At 55.7% G+C, this 21,896-nt stretch carries 22 protein-coding genes; 19 read left to right on the top strand and 3 right to left on the bottom strand.

Translation table 11 applies throughout. The features are described from left to right. Positions 1–159 precede the first annotated feature (159 nt). The 5 genes from lpdA (at position 160) to lipB (ending at position 6,483) form a co-directional block, all read left to right on the top strand. A complete protein-coding gene (gene lpdA, locus NST26_RS21380) occupies positions 160–1,581 on the top strand; it encodes a dihydrolipoyl dehydrogenase (RefSeq protein WP_340951503.1) in 1,422 nt (473 codons plus the stop codon). Between the two features lie 297 nt (positions 1,582–1,878). Further along, positions 1,879–2,910 (top strand): thiamine pyrophosphate-dependent dehydrogenase E1 component subunit alpha, encoded by a 1,032-nt coding sequence (locus NST26_RS21375; RefSeq protein WP_036731999.1) that lies wholly within the window; start codon positions 1,879–1,881, stop codon positions 2,908–2,910. Positions 2,911–2,913: 3 nt separating this feature from the next. After that, a complete protein-coding gene (locus NST26_RS21370) occupies positions 2,914–3,900 on the top strand; it encodes an alpha-ketoacid dehydrogenase subunit beta (RefSeq protein WP_340951506.1) in 987 nt (328 codons plus the stop codon). A gap of 368 nt (positions 3,901–4,268) precedes the next feature. Continuing rightward, positions 4,269–5,708: a dihydrolipoamide acetyltransferase family protein gene (locus NST26_RS21365; protein ID WP_340951508.1), complete on the top strand. Its 1,440-nt coding sequence runs from the start codon at positions 4,269–4,271 to the stop codon at positions 5,706–5,708. A gap of 55 nt (positions 5,709–5,763) precedes the next feature. After that, positions 5,764–6,483 (top strand): lipoyl(octanoyl) transferase LipB, encoded by a 720-nt coding sequence (gene lipB, locus NST26_RS21360; protein ID WP_445323335.1) that lies wholly within the window; start codon positions 5,764–5,766, stop codon positions 6,481–6,483. Between the two features lie 12 nt (positions 6,484–6,495). Here lipB and prli42 read toward each other — a convergent pair whose 3' ends face one another. After that, positions 6,496–6,597 carry a stressosome-associated protein Prli42 gene (prli42, locus tag NST26_RS21355; protein ID WP_155991680.1) on the bottom strand — a complete coding sequence of 34 codons (102 nt, stop codon included), beginning with the start codon at positions 6,595–6,597 and terminating at the stop codon, positions 6,496–6,498. Positions 6,598–6,696: 99 nt separating this feature from the next. Here prli42 and NST26_RS21350 point away from each other — a divergent pair, with 99 nt between their 5' ends. Further along, positions 6,697–7,824 (top strand): M20/M25/M40 family metallo-hydrolase, encoded by a 1,128-nt coding sequence (locus NST26_RS21350; protein ID WP_340951510.1) that lies wholly within the window; start codon positions 6,697–6,699, stop codon positions 7,822–7,824. Positions 7,825–7,991: 167 nt separating this feature from the next. Here NST26_RS21350 and NST26_RS21345 read toward each other — a convergent pair whose 3' ends face one another. Further along, a complete protein-coding gene (locus NST26_RS21345) occupies positions 7,992–8,165 on the bottom strand; it encodes a hypothetical protein (protein WP_209871109.1) in 174 nt (57 codons plus the stop codon). A 77-nt stretch (positions 8,166–8,242) separates the two neighbouring features. Between NST26_RS21345 and NST26_RS21340 the strand changes: the two genes are divergently transcribed. The 10 genes from NST26_RS21340 (at position 8,243) to NST26_RS21295 (ending at position 17,743) form a co-directional block, all read left to right on the top strand. Further along, a complete protein-coding gene (locus NST26_RS21340; protein ID WP_209871107.1) occupies positions 8,243–8,815 on the top strand; it encodes an NUDIX domain-containing protein in 573 nt (190 codons plus the stop codon). Beyond that, positions 8,806–9,999, top strand: coding sequence for an endonuclease Q family protein (locus NST26_RS21335; RefSeq protein WP_340951514.1), 1,194 nt, complete (start codon positions 8,806–8,808; stop codon positions 9,997–9,999). Before NST26_RS21340 ends, NST26_RS21335 begins: the two co-directional genes overlap by 10 nt. Before the next feature lie 67 nt (positions 10,000–10,066). Next, positions 10,067–10,702, top strand: coding sequence for a stage II sporulation protein M (gene spoIIM, locus NST26_RS21330; RefSeq protein WP_340951517.1), 636 nt, complete (start codon positions 10,067–10,069; stop codon positions 10,700–10,702). Positions 10,703–10,852: 150 nt separating this feature from the next. After that, the gene (fur, locus tag NST26_RS21325; RefSeq protein WP_340951518.1) at positions 10,853–11,320 is read left to right on the top strand and encodes a ferric iron uptake transcriptional regulator; all 468 of its coding nucleotides are present in this window, start codon (positions 10,853–10,855) and stop codon (positions 11,318–11,320) included. 652 nt (positions 11,321–11,972) lie between these two features. After that, positions 11,973–12,206, top strand: coding sequence for a DUF4227 family protein (locus NST26_RS21320; protein WP_076086452.1), 234 nt, complete (start codon positions 11,973–11,975; stop codon positions 12,204–12,206). Positions 12,207–12,346: 140 nt separating this feature from the next. Beyond that, positions 12,347–13,240, top strand: a complete 894-nt coding sequence (gene xerD, locus NST26_RS21315; RefSeq protein WP_340951522.1) for a site-specific tyrosine recombinase XerD — start codon at positions 12,347–12,349, stop codon at positions 13,238–13,240. 198 nt (positions 13,241–13,438) lie between these two features. After that, on the top strand, positions 13,439–14,617 hold the full coding sequence (gene deoB / locus NST26_RS21310) for a phosphopentomutase (protein ID WP_340951525.1): 1,179 nt from the start codon (positions 13,439–13,441) through the stop codon (positions 14,615–14,617). A 49-nt stretch (positions 14,618–14,666) separates the two neighbouring features. After that, on the top strand, positions 14,667–15,491 hold the full coding sequence (locus tag NST26_RS21305; RefSeq protein ID WP_340979749.1) for a purine-nucleoside phosphorylase: 825 nt from the start codon (positions 14,667–14,669) through the stop codon (positions 15,489–15,491). 57 nt (positions 15,492–15,548) lie between these two features. Beyond that, on the top strand, positions 15,549–16,412 hold the full coding sequence (locus NST26_RS21300; RefSeq protein WP_340951528.1) for a purine-nucleoside phosphorylase: 864 nt from the start codon (positions 15,549–15,551) through the stop codon (positions 16,410–16,412). Continuing rightward, positions 16,412–17,743, top strand: a complete 1,332-nt coding sequence (locus NST26_RS21295) for a pyrimidine-nucleoside phosphorylase (RefSeq protein WP_340951531.1) — start codon at positions 16,412–16,414, stop codon at positions 17,741–17,743. The genes NST26_RS21300 and NST26_RS21295 overlap by 1 nt, the downstream gene beginning before the upstream one ends. Positions 17,744–17,861: 118 nt before the next feature. Here the strand turns inward: NST26_RS21295 and NST26_RS21290 are convergent, their stop codons facing one another. Next, on the bottom strand, positions 17,862–18,911 hold the full coding sequence (locus NST26_RS21290) for a serine hydrolase domain-containing protein (protein WP_340951533.1): 1,050 nt from the start codon (positions 18,909–18,911) through the stop codon (positions 17,862–17,864). 245 nt (positions 18,912–19,156) lie between these two features. On the opposite strand from NST26_RS21290, the gene NST26_RS21285 reads away from it, so the two are divergent. The 3 genes from NST26_RS21285 (at position 19,157) to NST26_RS21275 (ending at position 21,840) form a co-directional block, all read left to right on the top strand. Further along, complete coding sequence (locus NST26_RS21285; RefSeq protein ID WP_340951534.1) at positions 19,157–20,107, top strand: DUF1177 domain-containing protein; 951 nt, start codon at positions 19,157–19,159, stop codon at positions 20,105–20,107. A 102-nt stretch (positions 20,108–20,209) separates the two neighbouring features. Beyond that, positions 20,210–20,878, top strand: coding sequence for an AroM family protein (locus tag NST26_RS21280; protein WP_036732039.1), 669 nt, complete (start codon positions 20,210–20,212; stop codon positions 20,876–20,878). 17 nt (positions 20,879–20,895) lie between these two features. After that, the gene (locus tag NST26_RS21275; protein WP_339249464.1) at positions 20,896–21,840 is read left to right on the top strand and encodes an aminopeptidase; all 945 of its coding nucleotides are present in this window, start codon (positions 20,896–20,898) and stop codon (positions 21,838–21,840) included. The last annotated feature ends 56 nt before the right edge of the window (positions 21,841–21,896 follow it).

Genomic DNA, 21,896 nt, shown 5'->3' with positions numbered 1-21,896 from the left:
CTCCTCTTCGCAGCCGTTTGAATTCACCCATATGATAACGCTTTAACCTGCAAAAGTCCATGAATACATGACGTTTGTATGTTTTGTATTACTCCCGAAAGAGAGTACAATATAATAGATTGAACTGAATTCAAGAGGAATGACTGGAGGATACATATCATGACAATGACCTGTGATGTGGCGATACTTGGGGGAGGCACCGGCGGTTATGTGGCAGCGATCCGCGCTGCGCAGCTGGGCAAATCCGTTGTCGTTATTGAAATGGACAAGCTGGGCGGAACCTGCCTGCACCGCGGCTGTATTCCCAGCAAATCACTGCTGCGCAGTGCAGAGGTACTGGCTGAAATCAACGAGAGCGAAAGCTACGGTATAGAGACTACGGGCACCAAGCTGGTGTTCCCCAAAGTGCAGCAGCGCAAGGAAGCGGTAGTAGAGCAGCTACATCAGGGGGTGCAGTATCTGATGCGCAAGCACAAGATTCAGGTGCTAAAGGGCAAAGGCCGGATCATCGGGCCTTCGATCTTCTCCCCGCGAAGCGGTGCTGTAGCTGTAGAACTGGAGAATGGCGAGATGGAGACCGTGGTCTCCACGAATCTCATCATCGCTACCGGCTCGCGTCCGCGCATTCTGCCTGGCCTAGTGCCTGACGGCAAGGTGATTCTGAGCAGTGAAGAGGCGCTTACGCTTGAGGAGCTACCGGCCTCGATTATTATTGTGGGCGGCGGGGTAATCGGAGTGGAGTGGGCATCCATGCTGGCTGATTTCGAAGTGCAGGTGACTGTCGTCGAGGCAGCCGGGCAGCTGTTGCCGCAGGAGGATGAAGAGGTGGCCCGCGAGCTGCTGCGTCTGCTGAAGAAACGCGGAGTCCGGGTGCTCACCGGAACAACGGTGGATGCCGAGACCTGCACAGTGTCGGAGACAGGGATTACGATTGAAGCCCGCAAGGGGGAGCAGAGCCAGAGTCTGTCGGCTGATAAGCTGCTCGTATCCGTGGGACGCGTGGCGAACATCGAGAATCTCGGACTGGAAAACACAGATATCCGCTTCGATACAGGTGTCATTGCGGTAAATGCCAATATGCAGACGGGTGAGCCGCATATCTATGCGATTGGCGATTGTATCGGCGGACTGCAGCTGGCTCACGCCGCCAGCCATGAAGGCATCCGTGCGGTCAACCATCTGGCGGGCGAAGCGCTCCATCCTTATGAGACTCATCTGGTTCCCCGCTGTGTCTATACACGGCCGGAAGTGGCAAGCGTCGGTTACACAGAGAAGGAAGCGAAGGAGCTCGGCCGTGAGACGGTGACCGGCAAATTCCCGTTCTCCGCCATCGGCAAAGCCATTGTCTACGGCATGAAGGACGGCTTCGTGAAGGTGGTGGCTGACGCGAAGAACGGGGATATCCTCGGCGTGCAGATGATCGGCCCGCATGTGACCGATCTGATCGGCGAAGCGGCGCTGGCCCAGATCCTGGATGCTACACCTTGGGAGGTCGGGGAGGCTGTACATGCTCATCCGACACTGTCGGAGGTGCTGGGCGAGGCGATGCTGGCGGTGGATGGAAGAGCAATCGGATTCTAGCGTGCGATAGAGAGCTTAACAAGAAGGCCGGAGGGAGCTGAACGCGCGTAATGCGCTGATATCGCTCCATACCGGCTATATTTGTTCGGTTCCAGAGCCCTGCCTTGGCGGAGGGATTTTGGCTTTTCTTTTTGCCGCGAAAAAGATTATAATGGATTTAGTACCTGGTGATAGGATCAGGGCATATATATATTTAGTATTAGGGTCAACCCGCCTGGCGGACGCATCCTGAACCTGTTAGAGATAGCGGGGCTGGAAGCTGAGCGCCGGCAATACTTTTTAGGAGGTACCTCTTATATGGAATCCCAAGGTACTGTAGACACCGTTAACAGACATAAGCAGCTTGGACTCACAGACGGCCAGGTTATCGATATGTACAGATTCATGCAGCTCGGACGGAAATATGATGAGCGCAGTCTGCTGCTGCAGCGTGCGGGCAAGATCAATTTCCATGTATCCGGCATCGGGCAGGAGGCGGCACAGGTCGCGGCGGCATTTGCACTGGACCGGGAGAATGACTATTTCCTGCCCTATTACCGGGACTATGCGTTTGTCCTCTCTGTCGGAATGACCACGCGCGAGCTGATGCTCTCCGTCTTCGCCAAGGCGGAAGATCCCAACAGCGGCGGCCGGCAGATGCCGGGCCACTTCGGCAGCAAGCGCCTGCGGATTGTAACGGGCTCAAGCCCGGTCACGACCCAGGTTCCGCATGCGGCAGGCTTCGCGCTGGCGGCGAAGATGCAGAAGAAGAAGTTCGTCTCCTTCGTTACCTTCGGGGAAGGCTCCAGCAACCAGGGGGATTTCCATGAAGCGTGTAACTTTGCCGGTGTGAATAAGCTGCCTATGATTATTTTTTGCCAGAACAATCAGTATGCGATCTCGATTCCTGCTCACAAGCAGCTTGGCGGCAAGGTCAGCGACCGTGCGCTCGGCTACGGCTTCCCCGGCATCCGGGTGGACGGCAATGATCCGCTGGAGGTCTACCGTGTGGTGAAGGAGGCCCGGGAACGTGCGCTTGCCGGTGAAGGCCCGACCTTGATTGAAGCGATGATGTACCGCTTGTCACCGCACTCCACTTCGGACAATGATCTGGCTTACCGGACCCAGGAGGAAGTGGATGAGAACTGGAAAAAAGACGGCATCGCCGCGTTCCGCACTTATCTGACCGGACTCGGTCTATGGAGTGACGAGCAGGAGCGTGATCTGGCTGCCGAATATAATCTTGAACTGAAAGAGGCTATAACCTACGCGGAGAATGCGCCGTTCCCGAAACCGGAAGATACGCTGCTGCATGTCTACGATGAATCCGGCCTGAAGGGGGGCGCTTAAGCCATGGCGATGATGGAATATATCGATGCAATCCGGCTGGCAATGAAGGAAGAGATGGAACGTGACGAGTCGGTGTTCGTGCTGGGTGAGGATGTCGGCGTGAAGGGCGGCGTCTTCACAACGACCAAAGGCTTGCAGGAGCAGTTCGGCGCAGAACGGGTACTGGATACGCCGCTTGCGGAATCTGCTATTGCAGGGGTGGCCATCGGCGCTGCGATGTACGGCATGAAGCCGATTGCCGAGATGCAATACTCGGATTTCATGCTGCCCGCAACCAACCAGATTATTAGCGAAGCAGCCAAAATCCGCTACCGTTCCAATAATGACTGGAACTGTCCAGTCGTCATCCGTGCGCCGATCGGCGGCGGCATCTTCGGCGGGCTGTACCATTCGCAGTGCCCGGAGTCGATCTTCTTCGGCACGCCGGGGCTTAAGATTGTGGCTCCTTATTCGGCTGCAGATGCGAAGGGACTGCTCAAGGCCGCTGTCCGTGATCCTGATCCGGTGCTGTTCTTCGAGAACAAGAAATGCTACAAGCTGATCAAGGGCGATGTGCCGGAAGGCGACTACACGGTGCCGATTGGTGAAGCGAATCTGCTGCGTGAAGGCAGCGATATTACGGTGATCGGGTATAGCCTGCCGCTGCATTTTGCGATGCAGGCAGCGGAGGAGCTGGAGAAGGAGCATGGCGTCACCACGCATATCCTGGATCTGCGCACGCTCCAACCGCTTGACCGGGAAGCGATTATTGCCGCTGTCCGGCAGACCGGCAAGGTGCTGATTGTCCATGAGGACAACAAGACCGGAGGCATCGGCGCTGAAGTGGCGGCGATCATCGCCGAGCATTGTCTGTTCGACCTTGATGCCCCAATCTTCCGCCTGTGCGGACCCGATGTCCCGGCGATGCCGATCTCACCGCCGATGGAGAAATTCTTCCTGCTCAGCAAGGACAAGGTCAAGGCTGAGATGCTGCGTCTGGCGCAGTATTAAGTTCAATAATTCATCCTCCCCGGACACCGCGACCGGGACCCGAGCAAGAATGTTGCAGAAAGTGCAACTTGGATATGAAATATACAGTGAATTGGGAAGATTGCTGCACGAAATACAACAATATGTCCGCTCAGCCGCCCGAATGAAGAGAATTGCTGCGTTTTGAGCAACATTTTTGATTTTGGGCAGATTTGTATGAGCGAATGTTGTATTAAGTGCAGGATTTCATGGCTGGCTTCCGAAGCCAGTTTTGTACGAAGCAAATTCAAGAAGTCCACGCTTACAAAACTAAGCCTATGCTTCCGAAGCAGTTTTGTACGAAGCAAATTCAAGAAGTCCACGCTTACAAAACATTAAGGAGTGACATTATGTCTGACAATACAACGCTGACGGATGTAATTATGCCGCAGCTGGCTGAATCGCTGGTGTCAGCGACTATCGGGAAGTGGCTGAAGCAGCCGGGTGATTCGATAGAGCAATATGAGCCGATCTGCGAGCTGATCACGGATAAGGTGAACGCGGAGCTGCCTGCAACGGTAGACGGCACCATGGCCGAGCTGCTGGCCGAAGAGGGCCAGACGGTCAGCGTCGGCGAGATCATCGCCCGCATCGCAGTGGCTGGCTCCGCTGCGCCAGCCGCTGCGGCCCCGTCACCGGCAGCTTCCGGCGACGCCACTGCACCTGCCGCTGCCCCGTCTGCGGCATCCGGCAACGCCCCGCAGGCGGCCCACGCCGCCGCGCGGCCGCCCATGCCCGCTGCGGCTTATGACGCCGCAGCTCCAATGCGGGCCCGTTACTCTCCGGCTGTGCAGACGCTGGCCGCCGAGCACGGCATCAACCTGGCGGCCGTGCCGGGCACCGGCCTGGGCGGACGTATCACACGCAAGGATGTGCTCACGTTCCTGGAGAACGGCGCCTCCGTTCAGCCGCCGGCACCCGCAGCAGCCCCTGCAGCTGCGCCTGTACCTGACGCCGCTCCTGCACCCGCTGCGCTGCAGCCTGTGTTCCAGCCGGTACATGATGAGCATCAGCAGGTCCGTAACTCCGGCCTGCACCTTAGCGAATCACCGAAGATTCCGACGATTGAGATCGAAGGCGGACGGGGCAGCAGCTCGGAATATCTGATCGATGTTACGCCGATTCGTAATACGATCGCTACAAGAATGCGCCAGAGCGTCTCAGAGATCCCGCATGCCTGGACGATGATCGAGGTCGATGTGACCAATCTGGTGGTGCTGCGCAACAAGCTGAAGGATGAGTTCAAGCGCAAAGAGGGCATTAACCTGACCTATCTCGCTTTTCTGATGAAGGCTGTGGTCAGTGCGATCAAGGATTACCCGATCATGAACTCCGTCTGGGCCGTTGACAAAATCATCGTCAAACGCGACATCAACATCTCGCTGGCCGTAGGCACAGAGGATTCCGTGATGACGCCGGTCATCAAAAAAGCCGATCAGAAGAATGTCGCCGGGCTGGCCCGCGAGATCGACGAACTGGCACTCAAGACACGGGAGGGCAAGCTGCGCCTGGACGATATGCAGGGCGGCACGTTCACGGTGAACAACACCGGCTCGTTCGGTTCGATTCTGTCTTACCCGATTATCAACTATCCGCAGGCGGCAATTCTGACTTTTGAATCCATTGTCAAAAAGCCTGTCGTCATCAATGATATGATTGCCGTACGTTCGATGGCTAATATCTGCCTGTCGCTCGATCACCGGATTCTGGACGGAGTCATCAGCGGACGGTTCCTGCAGCGCGTGAAGGATAATGTGGAAGGCTACACCCCTGAGACGAAGCTCTACTAAGTAAGGCGGCTGCGGACCCCTGGGACAGGGAGAATGAGAAGCAAAGGGGGAACTTATGATGATGGAGAACCTGAACCTAAGCAAACTTACAGTTACCATTCTTCCGGTGATGGAGTACGGGGCGGCCTGGGAGCTGCAAAAGGAAGCGGTGCATGCGATTGACGCGGGCACTGCTTCCGAGCAGCTGATTCTTTTGCAGCATCCGCCCACATACACCATCGGTTCGCAGAATCATCCGGAGCATCTGCTCCTCAGCGGGGAACAGCTCAGGCAGCAGGGCATTGCGCTGTTTGAGATTGACCGCGGGGGAGATATTACATATCATGGGCCCGGCCAGCTGGTCGGGTACCCGCTTTTGAAGCTGGGCGAGAACGGCAAGGTTGATCTGCACGGCTATCTGCGCAAGCTGGAGTCGGTGATTATAGCGTATCTGGAGGCCTATGGCATTACGGGAACCCGCAAGCAGGGGTATACCGGGGTGTGGGTCGGTGATGAGAAAATCTGTGCAATCGGCGTAAAGTTCAATAAGTGTAAATTCCGCCGGGGGTTTGTCACCAGTCATGGCTTCGCCTTCAACGTATCGGCCGGGATCGGGCAAAGCGGCTTCACAGGCATTATCCCTTGCGGTATTGCGGAATACGGAGTGACCTCGCTTGAGGAATGCACAGGGCGCGCTTTTGACATCGGGACGGTTGCTGAAGAGCTGGTGCCTTATTTCCTGGAGCAGTTTCCGTATAGCCAAACAGCGCCCGGGGAACCGGACGCTGTTAATTAGCGCTAAGCATGATTAACCGGCCATAAACGGTTCGATGACGAACAGCACCGTAGAGGCGATCATAGCGAACAGCATGATGTAGATGATAATGCGAAACCATTTTTGTCGTTGCATGAGTGACTCCTTTGAGATTAGTTTAAGTTATGAGCATAAGCCCACAATTGAACGCAGTACAACCATTGTAACGTATCTGAGAAAGAGAGGGAAGTCCATATGATATCAGAAGACCGATTGATCCATGAGTTCATGGAGCTTGTCCAGATTGACAGTGAGACCCGGAATGAACGGCAGATTGCCGATGTGCTCAAGGAGAAGTTCAGCAGCCTGGGGCTGACTGCGGTGGAGGACGATTCGCAGGAGAGAACGGGGCACGGAGCCGGCAACCTGTTCGTCACCTGGCCTGCGGACAGCGGAGTGAGCGCGCCGAAGCTGCTGTTCACCTGCCATATGGATACCGTGGTGCCCGGCCAGAAGATCAAGCCTGCCCTGGGGGAAGACGGCTGGATTCGAAGTGATGGCAGCACCATTCTTGGAGCGGATGACAAAGCGGGACTGGCTGCCCTGTTCGAAGCAATCCGGGTCATTCAGGAGCAGAAGCTGCCGCACGGCCAGATTCAGTTCGTCATTACGGCAGGCGAAGAGTCCGGGCTGATGGGCGCACGTGCGATGGACCCGGCATATCTGGATGCAGACATGGGCTTCGCGCTGGATTCCAACGGAGAAGTGGGAGCCATCGCGATTGCAGCACCGGCACAAGCGAAGGTAACGATGCAGATCTTCGGCAAGTCCGCCCATGCAGGCGTGAACCCGGAGGATGGCATCAGCGCCATTCAGGTAGCGAGCAAAGCGATCTCGGCGATGAAGCTTGGACGGATCGATAACGAGACGACAGCGAATATCGGCAAGTTCGCCGGCGGCGGACCGACGAATGTGGTCTGCGATCATGTGCAGCTGGATGCGGAGGCCCGCAGTATTGTGCAGGAGAAGGTTGAACTGCAGATTGCCTCCATGCGGGAGGCGCTGGAGACTACCGCACGCGACCACGGCGCGCAGAGTGAATTCCGCAGCGAAATTATCTATCCGGCGTTCAGCTTTAATGGAAATGATTCGGTTGTTCAATTGGCTGACCGGGCGATCACTTCGCTGGGCCTGACTACCCGGCTGTTCGCCTCCGGCGGCGGCAGTGATGCCAATGTGTTCAACGGTCTGAACGTTCCGGTTGTGAATCTGGCGGTTGGCTACGAGGATATCCACACCACGAAGGAGCGGATCAAGGCCGCAGACATCGTCAAGGTGGCCAGCCTGGTTGTAGCCATTGTGGCCGAGAGCCAGAAGGGCTAAGCCGAATAAGAGGCTGTGCAGGGACCGGCCAGGGCAAGGCTTTTGCTGAGACGGTCTGCTGCCGCTTAAGAATAACATTAAAGGAGCTGCTTCCGGGATGATCCGGGAGACAGCTCCTTCTTATACCCTGGAATATCATAGACGCTGACCGGAAGAACGAAGCGGCATTATCCAGCCTTAGAAGCTTTGATCCGCGAATCTGCCTGGAGCAGCAGGATGTAAGCCAGGGGCATATCGCGCCCGTATTGCTTCATCCACCCGGCCATTACGGCCATAATCTGTTCCGGTTTACCTACCATTGTAACTGCGGATGAGCTTGCTTGGACAAGGATGTTATTCATGCCTGCATTCCTTCTTTCTTCTTAAGTTTGCTATAATACACCCTATGCATAACGATGCCAAAGGAGACCACAAATCTATGAAAAAAGATGAAATAAACCGCAACCCCGCATTGGATGAAGAAACATTGTCAACGAAGCCGATTTTTGCAGGCCACATTATTTCGCTTCAGGTGGATACCGTAAGGCTTCCTGACGGCAACACCGCAACCCGCGAGGTCGTGAAGCACCCTGGAGCTGTAGCCGTGCTGGCCCTGAATCAGGGTAAAATGCTTGTCGTAGAGCAGTACCGTCAGCCGATGCACCGTACCGAGGTGGAGATTCCGGCAGGGAAGCTGGATCAGGGAGAAGATCCGCTGGCGGCTGCGGGCCGTGAGCTTCAGGAGGAGACCGGATTTCATAGCGGAGGGCTGAAGCTGCTGAAGTCGTTCTACACCTCTCCCGGCTTCGCCGACGAGATCATTCACCTCTATGTGACCGAGGATGCCCAGCCGGGCGAGATGGCACTGGATGAGGATGAGTTCCTGGAGGTCTCCGAGCTGACGCTGGAGGAAGCCTACCAGTACATTGCGGACGGACGTATTGCCGATGCCAAGACGATGATGGCGGTCTATGCCTGGCATCTTTACACGCTGACAGGCCAATGGCACTAGCGGAGGAGCTCAGCAGCGTCTACTGCGATCTGCATGTGCATATCGGACGGACTTCGGAGGGCCAGGCGGTCAAAATCAGCGGCAGCCGTGATCTGACCTTCGCCGGGATTGCCAGGGAAGCGGCGGAGCGCAAGGGGATTGGCCTGATCGGCATTATCGACAGCCACTCACCGGGCGTGCTGCGTGATATTCATACCGCGCTGGATTCCGGTGAAATGACGATAGCCGCAGGCGGCGGAATTGCGTACCGGGGGACAACGATCCTGCTGGGAACCGAGATTGAGATCCGTGAGCCCGGGCGGCGGGAGTGCCATGTCCTGGCCTTCATGCCGGACCTTGGAACGATGGAGGATTTCAGCACCTGGATGAGCGCCCATATGCGTAATGTGAGTCTCAGCTCACAGCGCCTGTACGCCCCTTCAAGGGTGCTTCAGGACGAGATTACCGGGCGGGGCGGGCTGCTGATCCCGGCCCATATTTTCACGCCTCACAAGGGGCTCTATGGCTGCGCGGCCGAGCGGATGGCGGAGTTATTCGATTTGGACCGCATCGCAGCCGTGGAGCTGGGTCTCAGTGCGGATTCAGAGATGGCAGGATATATCTCGGAGCTTGACCGTTACAGCTTCCTGACCAATTCCGATGCCCATTCCCTCGGCAAAATCGGCCGCGAGTACAATGTCATCGAGATGCGCGAGCCCTCCTTCGAGGAGCTGAAGCTGGCGCTCCGGCGCTCGGAAGGACGCCGGGTCAGTGCCAACTTCGGGCTGAATCCCCGGCTGGGCAAATATCACCGGACCTACTGCGGCGGCTGCGGCAGCATCATCGATGAAGCCTACAGCACCTCGGAGCGCTGCCCGTATTGCGGCAGTCCGAAGCTGGTCCAGGGTGTGCTGGACCGTATTCTGCATATTGCCGACCGTTCGCTGCCGCAGGTTCCGGATTACCGGCCTCCGTATCATTATCAGGTGCCGCTGGAGTTCATTCCCGGCCTCGGCAAGCGTAAGCTGAACCTGCTGCTGGAGGCTTTTGGCACAGAGATGAACATTCTGCACCGGGCTGCGGAAGCCGAGCTTGCCGCTGTAGCGGGGGCAGAGCTGGCAGGGCTGATCGTGCTGGCCCGTACAGGACAGCTCGTGCTCTCCTCGGGTGGCGGAGGCACCTATGGCAAGGTGCTCAAGAACTAAGGACAAGTCATAGATCAGGACATTCCCTCATATGGTGTAACATGTGACCGGAAAGGGGAATGTCAGGGTGCGCAGTCTAAAGCTGATGGTGAAGGAACAGACGCCTCTTTATATTTTTGTCGCGGTATTATTTCTGGTCGGGGTGGTCTTCGGAGCGCTTATCGTCACTGCGCTTACGCTGGATCAGCAGCAGGAGCTGGGAGATTACTTAAGCAATTTCTTCGTGACGGTCGATCAGCAGGGACTGCCTGCCGCGCAGGATTCATACTGGAGCATCGCCGCTTTTCATCTGAAGTGGGTCGGCCTGATCTGGGTGCTCGGCTTGTCCGTGATCGGACTTCCGGGCATTCTGATTCTGGATTTTCTCAAAGGCGTGCTGATCGGCTTCACCGTCGGCACTCTCGTCAGTCAATATTCCTGGCACGGTATGCTGTTCGCCCTGGTCTCCGTCGCTCCGCATAATCTGGTGCTGATTCCGGTGCTGCTGGTATGCAGCGCGGCTGCCCTCGGTTTCTCCCTGCTAATGATCCGCAGCCGGGTACTGGGACAGCAGCGCCGCACGCAGGTGACTCATCCGTTCATGATGTATACGCTGCTCTCGCTGGGGATGGCGCTGCTGGTGATGGGGGTCTCTGGCTTCGAGGCTTGGGTGACGCCGGTGATGATGCGCTGGGTGACGCCGCTTCTGGTGTCGGCCGGGTGAGGAAGAATTTTCAAATATGGAGGATCTGTGAATGTGCGGGCCAGCCCGATCGAGATGCTAAAACCGTTTGACTTCTCAAAGGAAATCCCCCTATAATGGAAGAAGTGGCTTGAAGCCCGGTGTGGTAATTTTCCAAGGGGGAGGCAGACAATGGAAGCCCGAATAGACAAGATTAAGCAACAACTACAATCCCAAGGATACAAGCTTACACCTCAACGGGAAGCGACCTTAAGAGTTCTCCTGGAGAACGAGGATGATCATTTAAGTGCGGAAGATGTATTTATGCTTGTAAAAGAAAAGGCGCCCGAGATCGGTCTTGCCACCGTGTATCGTACCCTGGAACTGCTTAGCGAGCTTCATGTCGTGGAGAAAATCAATTTCGGAGACGGTGTGGCCCGCTATGATCTGCGTACGGATACGGCGAAGCATCATCACCATCATTTGATTTGTGTGCAGTGCGGAAGTATGGATGAGATTCGTGAGGATTGGCTCGGACCGCTGGAAGACCGGCTGGAACAGGAATACAACTTCACGGTGGTTGATCATAGACTTGATTTTCACGGAATATGCCACCGCTGCAAGGATAAGAACCCGGCAGAGGACAATACTCCAGAATAAGCGTATATAGAATGTGGACTTAAGAATGCTTCATTGCGGATTTCCTAAGTTCATCTTCAAATGAGGAATGACCGCGCAAGCTCTCCCCCGGCTGAATGGCTGGAGGGGAGCTTTTTGATTGCCGGGAGAGCAAGGATAGTGGGCTGTAGCGGGGGGACGAAAGGGATAAATCCCATTAAATTCGCTGAAAGTGGGCTGAATGAGGGAATGAAAGGGATAAATCCCATTAAATCCGCTGAAAGATGTGCTGGACGGGGAGATTAAAGGGATAAATCCCATTAAATTCGCTGAAAGTGGGCTGGTCGGGGAAATGAAAGGGATATATCCCATTGAATTCGCTGAAATTGAGCTGGACGGGTAGTTGAAGTAGAGTAAATGAAGAGCACAAGTGCCCCTGAATTCAGCAGATGTAGGCTATATGAGCATTAACCCGGATGCCGCCATCCCAGCCAGCAGGTAGATTAACTAACCTCAGGCTAATTTGTCCTCCAACATACATAACATGGCCCTCCGGCGCATAAAGTGAAGGACGAGTTCTGCCCGCATTCTTTCTACTCTCCGCACTTGCGTGCGCTTACCCAAGCGCAGCAGAAGGGGATCATATGCAGAATGCTGATGCAGACGCTGATATCATTTTGAGGAGGCTGCCTGGATGATTATTTCTCTGCCCCGCACGGTGCGCCGGCTGTATTTCATGACGATGCTTGTGGCGGTAAGCTGTGTGCTGTATTATGTTTTGAGCTGGGTCAGCGCATGGATCAGTCCGGCCCGCAATGTTGAGATTCCGGAAGGCACCGCCGTCCGGGCGTTTCAGGATGTCCAGTATGGGGAACAGGGGATAAGTGCAGGGGATCGCCTGCGCCTTTTTTACTGGTACGGGGAGTAACGGGACGGATTGCAGGATTAAGGGAGAAGTATGTCGAATCAATCTATAGCATGTCATGGAACAACGCTGTTCCGGCTGCTGGATCTCAACCCGCTGCGAAGCCGCATGAAGCAGCCTGAGTCTGACAGGAGCGTGAATTGATGAAGTCATACTTACAGCCGTTTATGCAGTATTTGTCCGGGGACAAAGGATTGTCTCCTAGTACGCTGGAATCCTATGGACGGGATATTTCGCAGTTTCTGGAGTTTACGGAAGAGCGGGGCCTGGACGCGGCCAAAGAGATTAGAAGAACGCATATTATGCTCTATTTGGGTGCCCTGCGCGGAGCAGGGAAGGCAGCAGCCACGGTGAACCGGAATACGGTATCGCTGCGCGCCTATTTTCATTTTTTGCTAAAGGAACGGCTTATTGTCCAAGATCCTACGCTGGATATGGAAGCCATGAAGCCGAGTCACAAGCCGCCGATCATTCTCAGCATTGAGGAGATCGAGCGTCTGCTGGCGGCTCCGGATGAAGCTGCTCCCCAGGGGATGCGCGATAAGGCTATGCTGGAGCTGCTGTATGCGACGGGTATCCGTGTGACGGAGCTGATCTCGCTGAATGTGGAGGATGTGAACACATCCTTGCGGTTCGCACGCTGCAGCGGTGCCTCCGGCAAGGAGCGTGTGGTCCCGATCGGCGTGATTGCGGCTGATTGCGTAGCCCGTTATACCTCAGGGATGCGGGACAAGCTGCTGCGTGCGAGCCGGGAGGAGCCTGCGCTGTTCCTGAATAGTCTGGGCGGACGGCTGACCCGTCAGGGCTTTTGGAAAATCATAAAAAAATACGCACGTGAAGCTCAGATTGAGCAGGACATCACACCGCATACTCTGCGCCACTCCTTCGCTGCGCATCTGCTTGAAGGCGGGGCGGACCTGCGCTCTGTGCAGCAGATGCTGGGCCATTCCGATAGTTCGACCACTCAGATATACAGCGGAATTGCCCGCAAGAATATGAAGGAGGTCTACGAGAATCATCATCCCCGGGCGAAATAGCCGGATGCACAGGGATGAGGGACCTTAGGAATACGGGCGGGCGGATCGGATTGGGCCGAAAAGATGCTTTTTGTGAGTAAGAAAGTTATGATGGAATCATACTGAAGAAATCGCTCCCGGGAGAGGGTCTCCCGGAGTTTCTTCATGCTTAGAGCAGACGACAAGATTAGGCAAACTATAAAAGGAGTGAAGACGGCAATGTCCTCATTTAAACGCATCGGATTTATTGTTCTGGACAGTGTAGGTATCGGTGAAGCGCCGGATGCCGCTAATTTCGGAGATACAGGCTCCCATACGCTGGGCCATATTCTGGAACGGGTTCCGGGTCTTAAGCTTCCGAATCTTCAGCAGCTCGGGCTGGCGAATATCGCACCGCTGCCACCGCTTGAACCGGTAACCGCCCCTACAGGCTACTACGGCAAAATGCAGGAGGTATCTGTAGGCAAGGACACGATGACCGGCCACTGGGAGCTGATGGGGCTGAAGATCGAGGTTCCTTTTAACACCTACTTTGACGGCTTCCCGGCCGAGCTGATTGAGAAATTCGAAGCGGCTACCGGACGCAAGGTCATCGGCAACAAGCCAGCCTCCGGCACGGAGATTCTCGTGGAATACGGCGAGGAACAGATGAAGACGGGGGCATGGATTGTCTATACCTCGGCGGACAGCGTGTTCCAGCTTGCGGCACATGAAGATATTATTCCTCTGGAGGAGTTGTACAGCGCCTGTAAAATTGCCCGTGAGCTGACGATGGCTCCCGAGTTCTCCGTAGGCCGCGTGATTGCCCGCCCTTATGTCGGCGAGCCGGGGAATTTTGTGCGTACACCTAACCGCCATGACTATGCGGTGAAGCCGCCGGAGCCTACGGTGATGAATGCGCTGGAGGATATCGGCAAGGATGTGATTGCTGTGGGTAAGATCAATGATATTTTTACCGGTGATGGGGTAACCGCAACCTATCCGACCAAAAGCAATGAACACGGCATCCAGATAACCATTGACGAGCTGCGCAAGCCGTTCGACGGATTCCTGTTCACCAATCTGGTGGACTTCGATTCCCTCTACGGCCACCGCCGTGATCCGGAAGGCTACGGCCGTGCGCTGGAGGTATTCGATCAGGCGCTGCCTGAGCTGCTCGCTACGCTTGGTGAGGATGATCTGCTGATCATCTCCGCAGACCATGGCAATGACCCGGTTCATGCAGGAACAGATCATACGCGCGAATATGTGCCGCTCCTGGTCTACAGCCCAAGATTCAAGACACCCGGCAGCCTCGGCATCCGCCAGACCTTCTCGGATGTGGCCGCGACAATCGCCGATAACTTCGGGGCGAAGGCTCCGCAGTACGGGACAAGCTTTTTGTCTGAATTACAGTAATCACACCACAGCTTGAACTGGATTTTTGAAAAAAGAAGGAGTGTAACCCATGACCACTATAACCTCAAGCAAAATTCAAGAAGCCGCCGTATATATCAAAGATAAATGCACCGTCGCCCCTGAAATCGGGCTGATCCTGGGCTCCGGCCTAGGCATCCTGGCGGATCTGATCACAGATGAAGTCGTTATTCCTTATCATGAGATTCCTCATTTCCCGGTGTCCACGGTAGAAGGACATGAAGGCGAGCTGCTGATCGGCATGATCGAAGGCCGCCGCGTGGTCATGATGAAGGGCCGCTTCCACATGTATGAAGGCTACGGCCCTGAGGTTACAGCCTTCCCGGTACTGGTAATGAAGGAACTGGGCGTAACCAGCCTGCTGGTCACCAACGCTGCCGGTGGCGTCAACACCGAATACACACCGGGCGATCTCATGCTGATCACAGACCATTTGAACCTTACTGGCCGCAATCCGCTTAGCGGACCGAATGACAATGCGCTGGGCGTACGGTTCCCGGATATGTCCTCAGCTTACAGCCCGCGTCTGATTGCAGCCGCCAAGGAAGCAGCCGCCGCACTGAATTTTGAGTTCAAGGAAGGCGTATATGCGGGTCTGCTCGGACCGAACTATGAGACGCCTGCTGAGATCGTGATGCTGCGCCGCCAGGGAGCAGATGCCGTAGGCATGTCCACCGTATCCGAGACCATCGTTGCCCGCCATGCCGGGATTGAAGTGCTGGGTATTTCCTGCATCACCAACATGGCAGCCGGTATTCTGCCGCAGCCGCTGAATCATGCAGAGGTGATGGAGACCGCTGAGCGTGTGCGCGAGCAGTTCCTGAAGCTTGTGCTTGCTTTTATTCCCAAAATGTAGGTACTGCTTCATATACGCGTTATTCTATACACAATTCATATCCGGGAGGATCAACCTATGACAACACCAACAACAGTCCCATACGGCACTCAGGTTCAGGAAGCTGCTGCTTATATTCAATCCAAATTCGGCGGTTATACACCGTCTATCGGCCTTATTCTGGGTTCAGGTCTTGGCGACCTGGGCGATCAGATCGAAAATGCAGTCTACCTGCCTTATGAAGAAATTCCGCATTTCCCCCATTCAACGGTAGAAGGTCATGCCGGACGGTTCGTGATCGGTAAGCTGGAAGGCAAGGATGTTATGATCATGCAGGGCCGTTTTCACTACTATGAAGGTTATGAGATGCGCAAGGTAGTTCTTCCGGTCTATGTAATGGCTAAGCTGGGCATCGGCACCCTTGTCATTACCAACGCTGGCGGCGGGATGAACAGAGCGTTCAAGGCAGGCGACCTGATGCTGATTACCGACCACCTCAATATGACCGGCGACAACCCGCTGATCGGACCGAATGATCCGGAGCTGGGCGTAAGATTCCCTGATATGTCCAGTGCCTATGACCCTGAATATATCCAGCTTGCCAAAAAGCTTGCAGGCGGAGTTACAGGTGTGGACGGTGAAGCGCTTGTCCTGCAGGAAGGCGTATATGCCGGCATCAGCGGCCCTACTTATGAGACCCCGGCTGAGCTGAAAATGCTGGCTTATCTCGGCGGCGATGCCGTGGGAATGTCCACCGTGCCGGAGGTTATCGTGGCCAGTCACAGCAAGCTGCGCGTGCTCGGCATTACCTGTATCACCGATATGGCCATTGGCGATGAGCTGGAGCCGCTGACCCATGAGCAGGTGGTAAAAGTGGCGAACCTGACCAAGCCCAAATTCATCGGACTGGTGCGCTCCTTCGTCCGTGAGGTACAGATCTAATGCGTGCTGTTGATCTTATTCAGAAGAAAAGAGACGGCGGTGAGCTTAGCCGCGAAGAAATAGCATTTCTGATTCAAGGCTACAGCAAAGGGGAAATCCCGGATTATCAAATTTCCGCCTGGGCAATGGCCGTGTATTTCCGCGGAATGAACGCGCGGGAGACCGGCGACCTGACCCTGGAGATGGCAATGTCCGGCGACCAGGTGGACCTTAGCCCGATTGCGGGCATCAAGGTGGACAAGCATTCTACCGGAGGCGTGGGCGACAAGACGACAGTTGTGCTGGCACCGCTGGTTGCAGCGGCCGGAGTTCCGGTAGCCAAAATGTCCGGGCGCGGCCTCGGCCACACCGGAGGCACGCTGGATAAGCTGGAGTCGATTACGGGATTCTCGGTGGAGATGGACCGGGAACGGTTCTTCGCCCAGGTGGGCGAAATTGGCGCGGCGGTGATCGGCCAGTCCGGCAACATCACGCCGGCCGACAAGAAGCTGTATGCGTTGCGTGATGTGACGGCCACGGTGGAATCCATTCCGCTGATCGCCAGCTCCGTCATGAGCAAGAAGATCGCCGCAGGCGCGGACGCCATCGTGCTGGATGTGAAGACCGGCAGCGGCGCATTCATGAAGACGCTGGAGGATTCCATTGCGCTCGCCCAGGCGATGGTGGATATCGGTACTCACCTTGGCCGCAACACGGTTGCGGTCATCAGCGACATGGACCAGCCGCTGGGCTTCGGCATCGGCAATGCCCTGGAGATCAAGGAGGGCATTGAGACCTTGAACGGCCACGGCCCGAAGGATCTGCAGGAGGTCTGCCTGATCCTGGGCAGCCAGATGCTCGTACTCGGCGGCAAGGCGAAGGACGAAGAACAAGCACGCTCCATGCTGCTGTCCCATATCAAAGACGGCAGTGCGCTGGATAAGTTCAAGCAGATGGTGTCGGCCCAGGGCGGCGATGCCTCACAGATTGATTCTCCTGACACCTTGCCCGCTGCCCGCAGATTCATTGAAGTGAAGGCTGCGACCGCAGGCTATGTGGAGAGCATCCAGGCTGAAGAGATCGGTGTGGCTGCGATGCTGCTTGGTGCCGGACGCGAGACGAAGGAGTCCGTGATCGATCTGGCGGTCGGCATTCAGCTCTCGCTGAAGGTCGGCGACGCGGTGGCCGCAGGCGATACGCTGGCAGTGCTGCATGTGAACGATGCCAGCGAGAGCAAGGTGCAGGAGGCCGAAGCCAAAGTGCTGGAGGCTTACCGCATCTCCGCCCAGCCGGTTCCGCCGCAGCCGCTGGTTTTTGCGCTGGTGACCAAGGATGGGGTAACGCGTTACTAGCCGGACCGGAGTACACTTTGGAATCTACGTTTATACAAACAAGCCGTACGAATCAGCAGATTGCTGGCGTACGGCTTGTTTATTTTGTAGCAAATTGGCTAACCTTCGGCCCATCCGTCTACTCTACCGGCAGATAGTCCTCCATAGCAGTCATCATCCCGTAAGCCCCGTTGCTCTTGTTGCAGAGAGCAGTAATGGTCATGCCACGTTCGGGATAGTATGCGGAGTGGAAGCTGATCCCGGGATCGTAGCCCATGATATGGTACTTTAGCACCTTTTCGCTGGGGCCGGCTTGTATCCACACGCCATAACCGTAATAGCTGTCCTTTCGCTCATAAATATGCGGTGTCAGCAGCAGAGCCTTGGTCTCTGCCTGTAACAGCTTGTGTTCAAGCAAGCCGCTCCACAGCTTATGCATATCCGCTGCCGTAACAAATGCCCCTCCGTCCCCGCCTCCGACCACCGGAATGGAGTAGATGTTGCTGGTCTTTTTCCCGTTGCTGCTGTCGATGTATCCCTGAGCGGTGTGGGCCGGAAGCGCATCAAGCGCGAAGTAACCGGAATCCTTCATCCCGCAAGGCAGGAAAATATGCTGTTCTACATATTCCGTGAACGGCTGCCTGCTGACCGCTTCTACGAGCATAGCAAGCATGATATATCCTGCATTGTTATAGTGAAAACGCCCGCCTGGGGCGAATTTCATAGGAAGCCTAGCGAACAGCGGGAGGAAATCTCCAGGCCGCCTCAGCGTGTACATCGGGGTCTCCTTCCACAGTGCCGCGAAATCCTCCATCTCTTCTTCATCGAAGTAATCCGGTATGCCCGAGCTGTGAGTCAATAGCTGGTGCACGCTGATCGCTGGGTCGAACAATGGGAATTCCTGCTTCGGCAGGATGTCCAGTATTTTGGCGTCAAAAGAAAGCAAACCTTGCTCTGCGAGCTGGCAGACCGCAATGGCGGTAAATAGTTTGCTGCCGGAAGCAATGGCGAAGCGGGTATGGGCCTGGTTGAGCCGTACGTCCCCTATATTAGCTATCCCAAAAGCTGCGGCTGCAAGGACATGCTCCCGTTCCGTCACTTGTACGACCCCTGAGAACCCCGTCCGCCGGGCCTCTTCACTGATAATCTGGACCAGCTTGTCCTTATTAATCTTATGTGCAGGCTTCATCCTATGAAGCACCTCCTGTCTGAAAATAAGCACCATTACCCTGTTATATTTCGCTGCTTGGGAGAATTAACCTTTATTCATTAGCGGTAAGCCGTAAGAGTGTACTCTGCGCGTAAGGTTTATCTGCAAAGGACAAGAAATGCTGTTTCAGTTTGGCAGGGCGGTACATTGTGGACATTTTGCCGGATGAGATAGTATAAATGCAAACATGACAAACATGAGCATGCATCCGGGGAGGAATTAGAATGGCACTTCATCAAACGATTACAGTCTTGAACGCACTGGACAGCGCTTATGTTAACGGTAAGCAGGTCAAGCAGTTATTCGCAGAATATCCTGCGGTTAAGGTTGAGCTTCAGAAGGTGGAAGGCGAAAAGGGCAGCACAGAATTCGTCAAAATCACGATCCCGGGCAGTGAAGGCAAGCTTGGCGGCGGCTCTGCCCCAACGTTCGGCATTGTCGGCAGACTGGGTGGTATCGGGGCGCGCCCGAGCCGGATTGGCCTGGTCTCTGATGCTGACGGTGCGGTAGCGGCGATTGCTTCTGCGCTGAAGCTGGCAGACATGCAGACCAAAGGGGATGTGCTGCTGGGAGATGTGCTGGTGACCACCCATATTTGCCCGGATGCTCCAACCCTGCCGCACGAGCCGGTGGATTTCATGGATTCCCCTGTAGATATTCTGCAGATGAATGAGCATGAAGTGCTGCCGGAGATGGAAGCGGTTCTATCGATTGATACGACCAAAGGCAACCGTGTGGTTAACCACAAAGGGATCGCCATCTCGCCGACGGTCAAAGAAGGCTATATTCTGCGGGTCAGCGAAGATTTGCTGCGGATCAAGGAGATGACGACAGGACAGTATCCGGTTACTTTTCCGGTGACGACTCAGGATATTACCCCTTACGGCAACGGGCTGTATCATATCAATTCCATTCTTCAGCCTGCGGTAGCTACCTCTGCTCCGGTGGTGGGTCTCGCGATTACTGCCCAATCTATGGTTCCGGGCTGCGGTACTGGTGCCAGCCATGAGGTGGATATTGCTCAGGCGGTGCGTTTTGCTATCGAGACGGCCAAGGAAGTAACGCAGGGAACATGCTCTTTCTACAACGAAGCAGAGTTTGCCAAAATTACTGAGCTGTACGGCTCCATGAGCGTACTGCAGACGCTTGGTAAACCGGCAGTCACTTCTCACTAACAGGATAACAGATGTACATGTACAGTCAGGCGCTGAGCTTCCTTCAGCGCCTGCTCTGTTAGCACAGCTTGGCTGTAACCCATAGCGTCTGGAGGGACAAGAATGAAGAATATCGGGCTGATTACGATTGGGCAAGCACCCAGGCAGGATGTCGCGCCCATCATTGAGAAATATCTGGAAGGCAAGGCGGGACTGGTTCAGTCCGGGGTGCTGGACGGGTTCACGGCTGAACAGGTGCGTGAATTCTACAGTCCAGGGCCGGGAGAGTATGTGCTGACCACCCGCATGGCGGACGGGTCCGCTGCGGTAATCTCACGGGAGCGGATACAGTCCGTTCTCCAAGGGAAGATTGATGCTATGGAAGCCGCTGGGATTCGGACGATCCTGCTGGCGTGTACGGGAGTTTTTCCGGGACTGCATACGTCTGCTGCCCATCTGATTGAGCCGGACCGGATCATTCCTCCAGTCGTGCAGGCGATGCTGGACGGGCGCCGTCTGGGACTGATTGGCCCTCTGCCGGAGCAGGAGGACGCAATGATTGAGAAATTCGCAGGCGCCGGAGCCCGGCTGCCGTTCGCTGCGGCTTCACCTTATACGGGTACGGAAGCGGATTTTCGCGCCGCAGCAGAGCGTCTGAGCGGTCATGCGGATGTGTTAGTGCTTGACTGTATGGGATATGTGGAGCAGCATAGACAGTGGGCGGCCTCCGCAGGAGTGCCCGCCGTGCTGTCCAATGCCCTGATGGGCAAGCTGGTAGCAGAAATGGTGTAATTCGGGAGGAAATGAAGATGAGTGAAGCAAGAATTGGAATTAGCATGAATGTTCTTAAGGATTGTCTCGGGCTTGCCAGCGGAGAACTGCTGGCTGTAGTAGCCGACGATGATAAGCGTGATCTGGCCGAGTCGGTCTATGAGGCGGGCAAAAGGCTGGGAGCGGAATCAATGCTGCTGGTTATGCAGCCGCGGAGCAGATCGGGGGAGGAGCCTCCGGCTCCGGTAGCCGAAGCTATGGCTAAAGCGGATGTGGCCGTATGTATCACGACCCACTCGATGACACATACGGCGGCGCGTAAGCAGGCAGCCGCAGCGGGAACCCGGGTAGCTACTATGCCGGGGATCACCGATGATATGTTCAGCCACGGCGCGATCACTGCGGATTATGGGCAGGTGAAGGCGCTGACCGAGCAGGTCGCTGCGCTGTTGTCTGCGGGCAGCCGGGTGCGTGTGGAGAAAGAAGGGATGGTTCTTAGTTTCTCTATTGACGGCCGGGATGGCATTCTCAGCACCGGGCTATACCTCAATCCGGGCGAATCAGGCAATCTGCCCTCAGGTGAAGCTTATATTGCGCCCCTGGAAGGCACGGCTACCGGCCAGATTAAGGTGGACGGCTCGGTTGCAGGGATCGGTGCCTTGGACGGCCCAATGGTGCTGACCGTGGAAGATGGAAGGCTGATCCATGCCGGCGGGGAGCATGGCGGCAAGCTGCTGGACATGCTTGGCGATGGCGATGGCAGGCTGCTGGGCGAATTCGGCATCGGGACCAACAACAAGGCCAGAATTACAGGTGTGGTGCTGGAGGATGAGAAGGTGTACGGGACAATCCATGTGGCTTTTGGCAGCAATAACACGTTCGGCGGGGTCGTTGCGGCTGGCGTGCATATTGATGCTGTGGTCATGAAGCCGGATGTGTATATCGACGACAAGCTGATTATGCAGGCTGGGGAACTGCAGTAAGCAGAATGGAAGCTGCTGATTGCAAGGTTAAATAAGCCGCATCACAGATTTGGACG

The organism is Paenibacillus sp. FSL R7-0128 (genome assembly GCF_038002245.1).
Lineage (GTDB): Bacteria > Bacillota > Bacilli > Paenibacillales > Paenibacillaceae > Paenibacillus_AQ > Paenibacillus_AQ silagei.
This window is presented reverse-complemented; position numbering and strand designations above follow the sequence as displayed.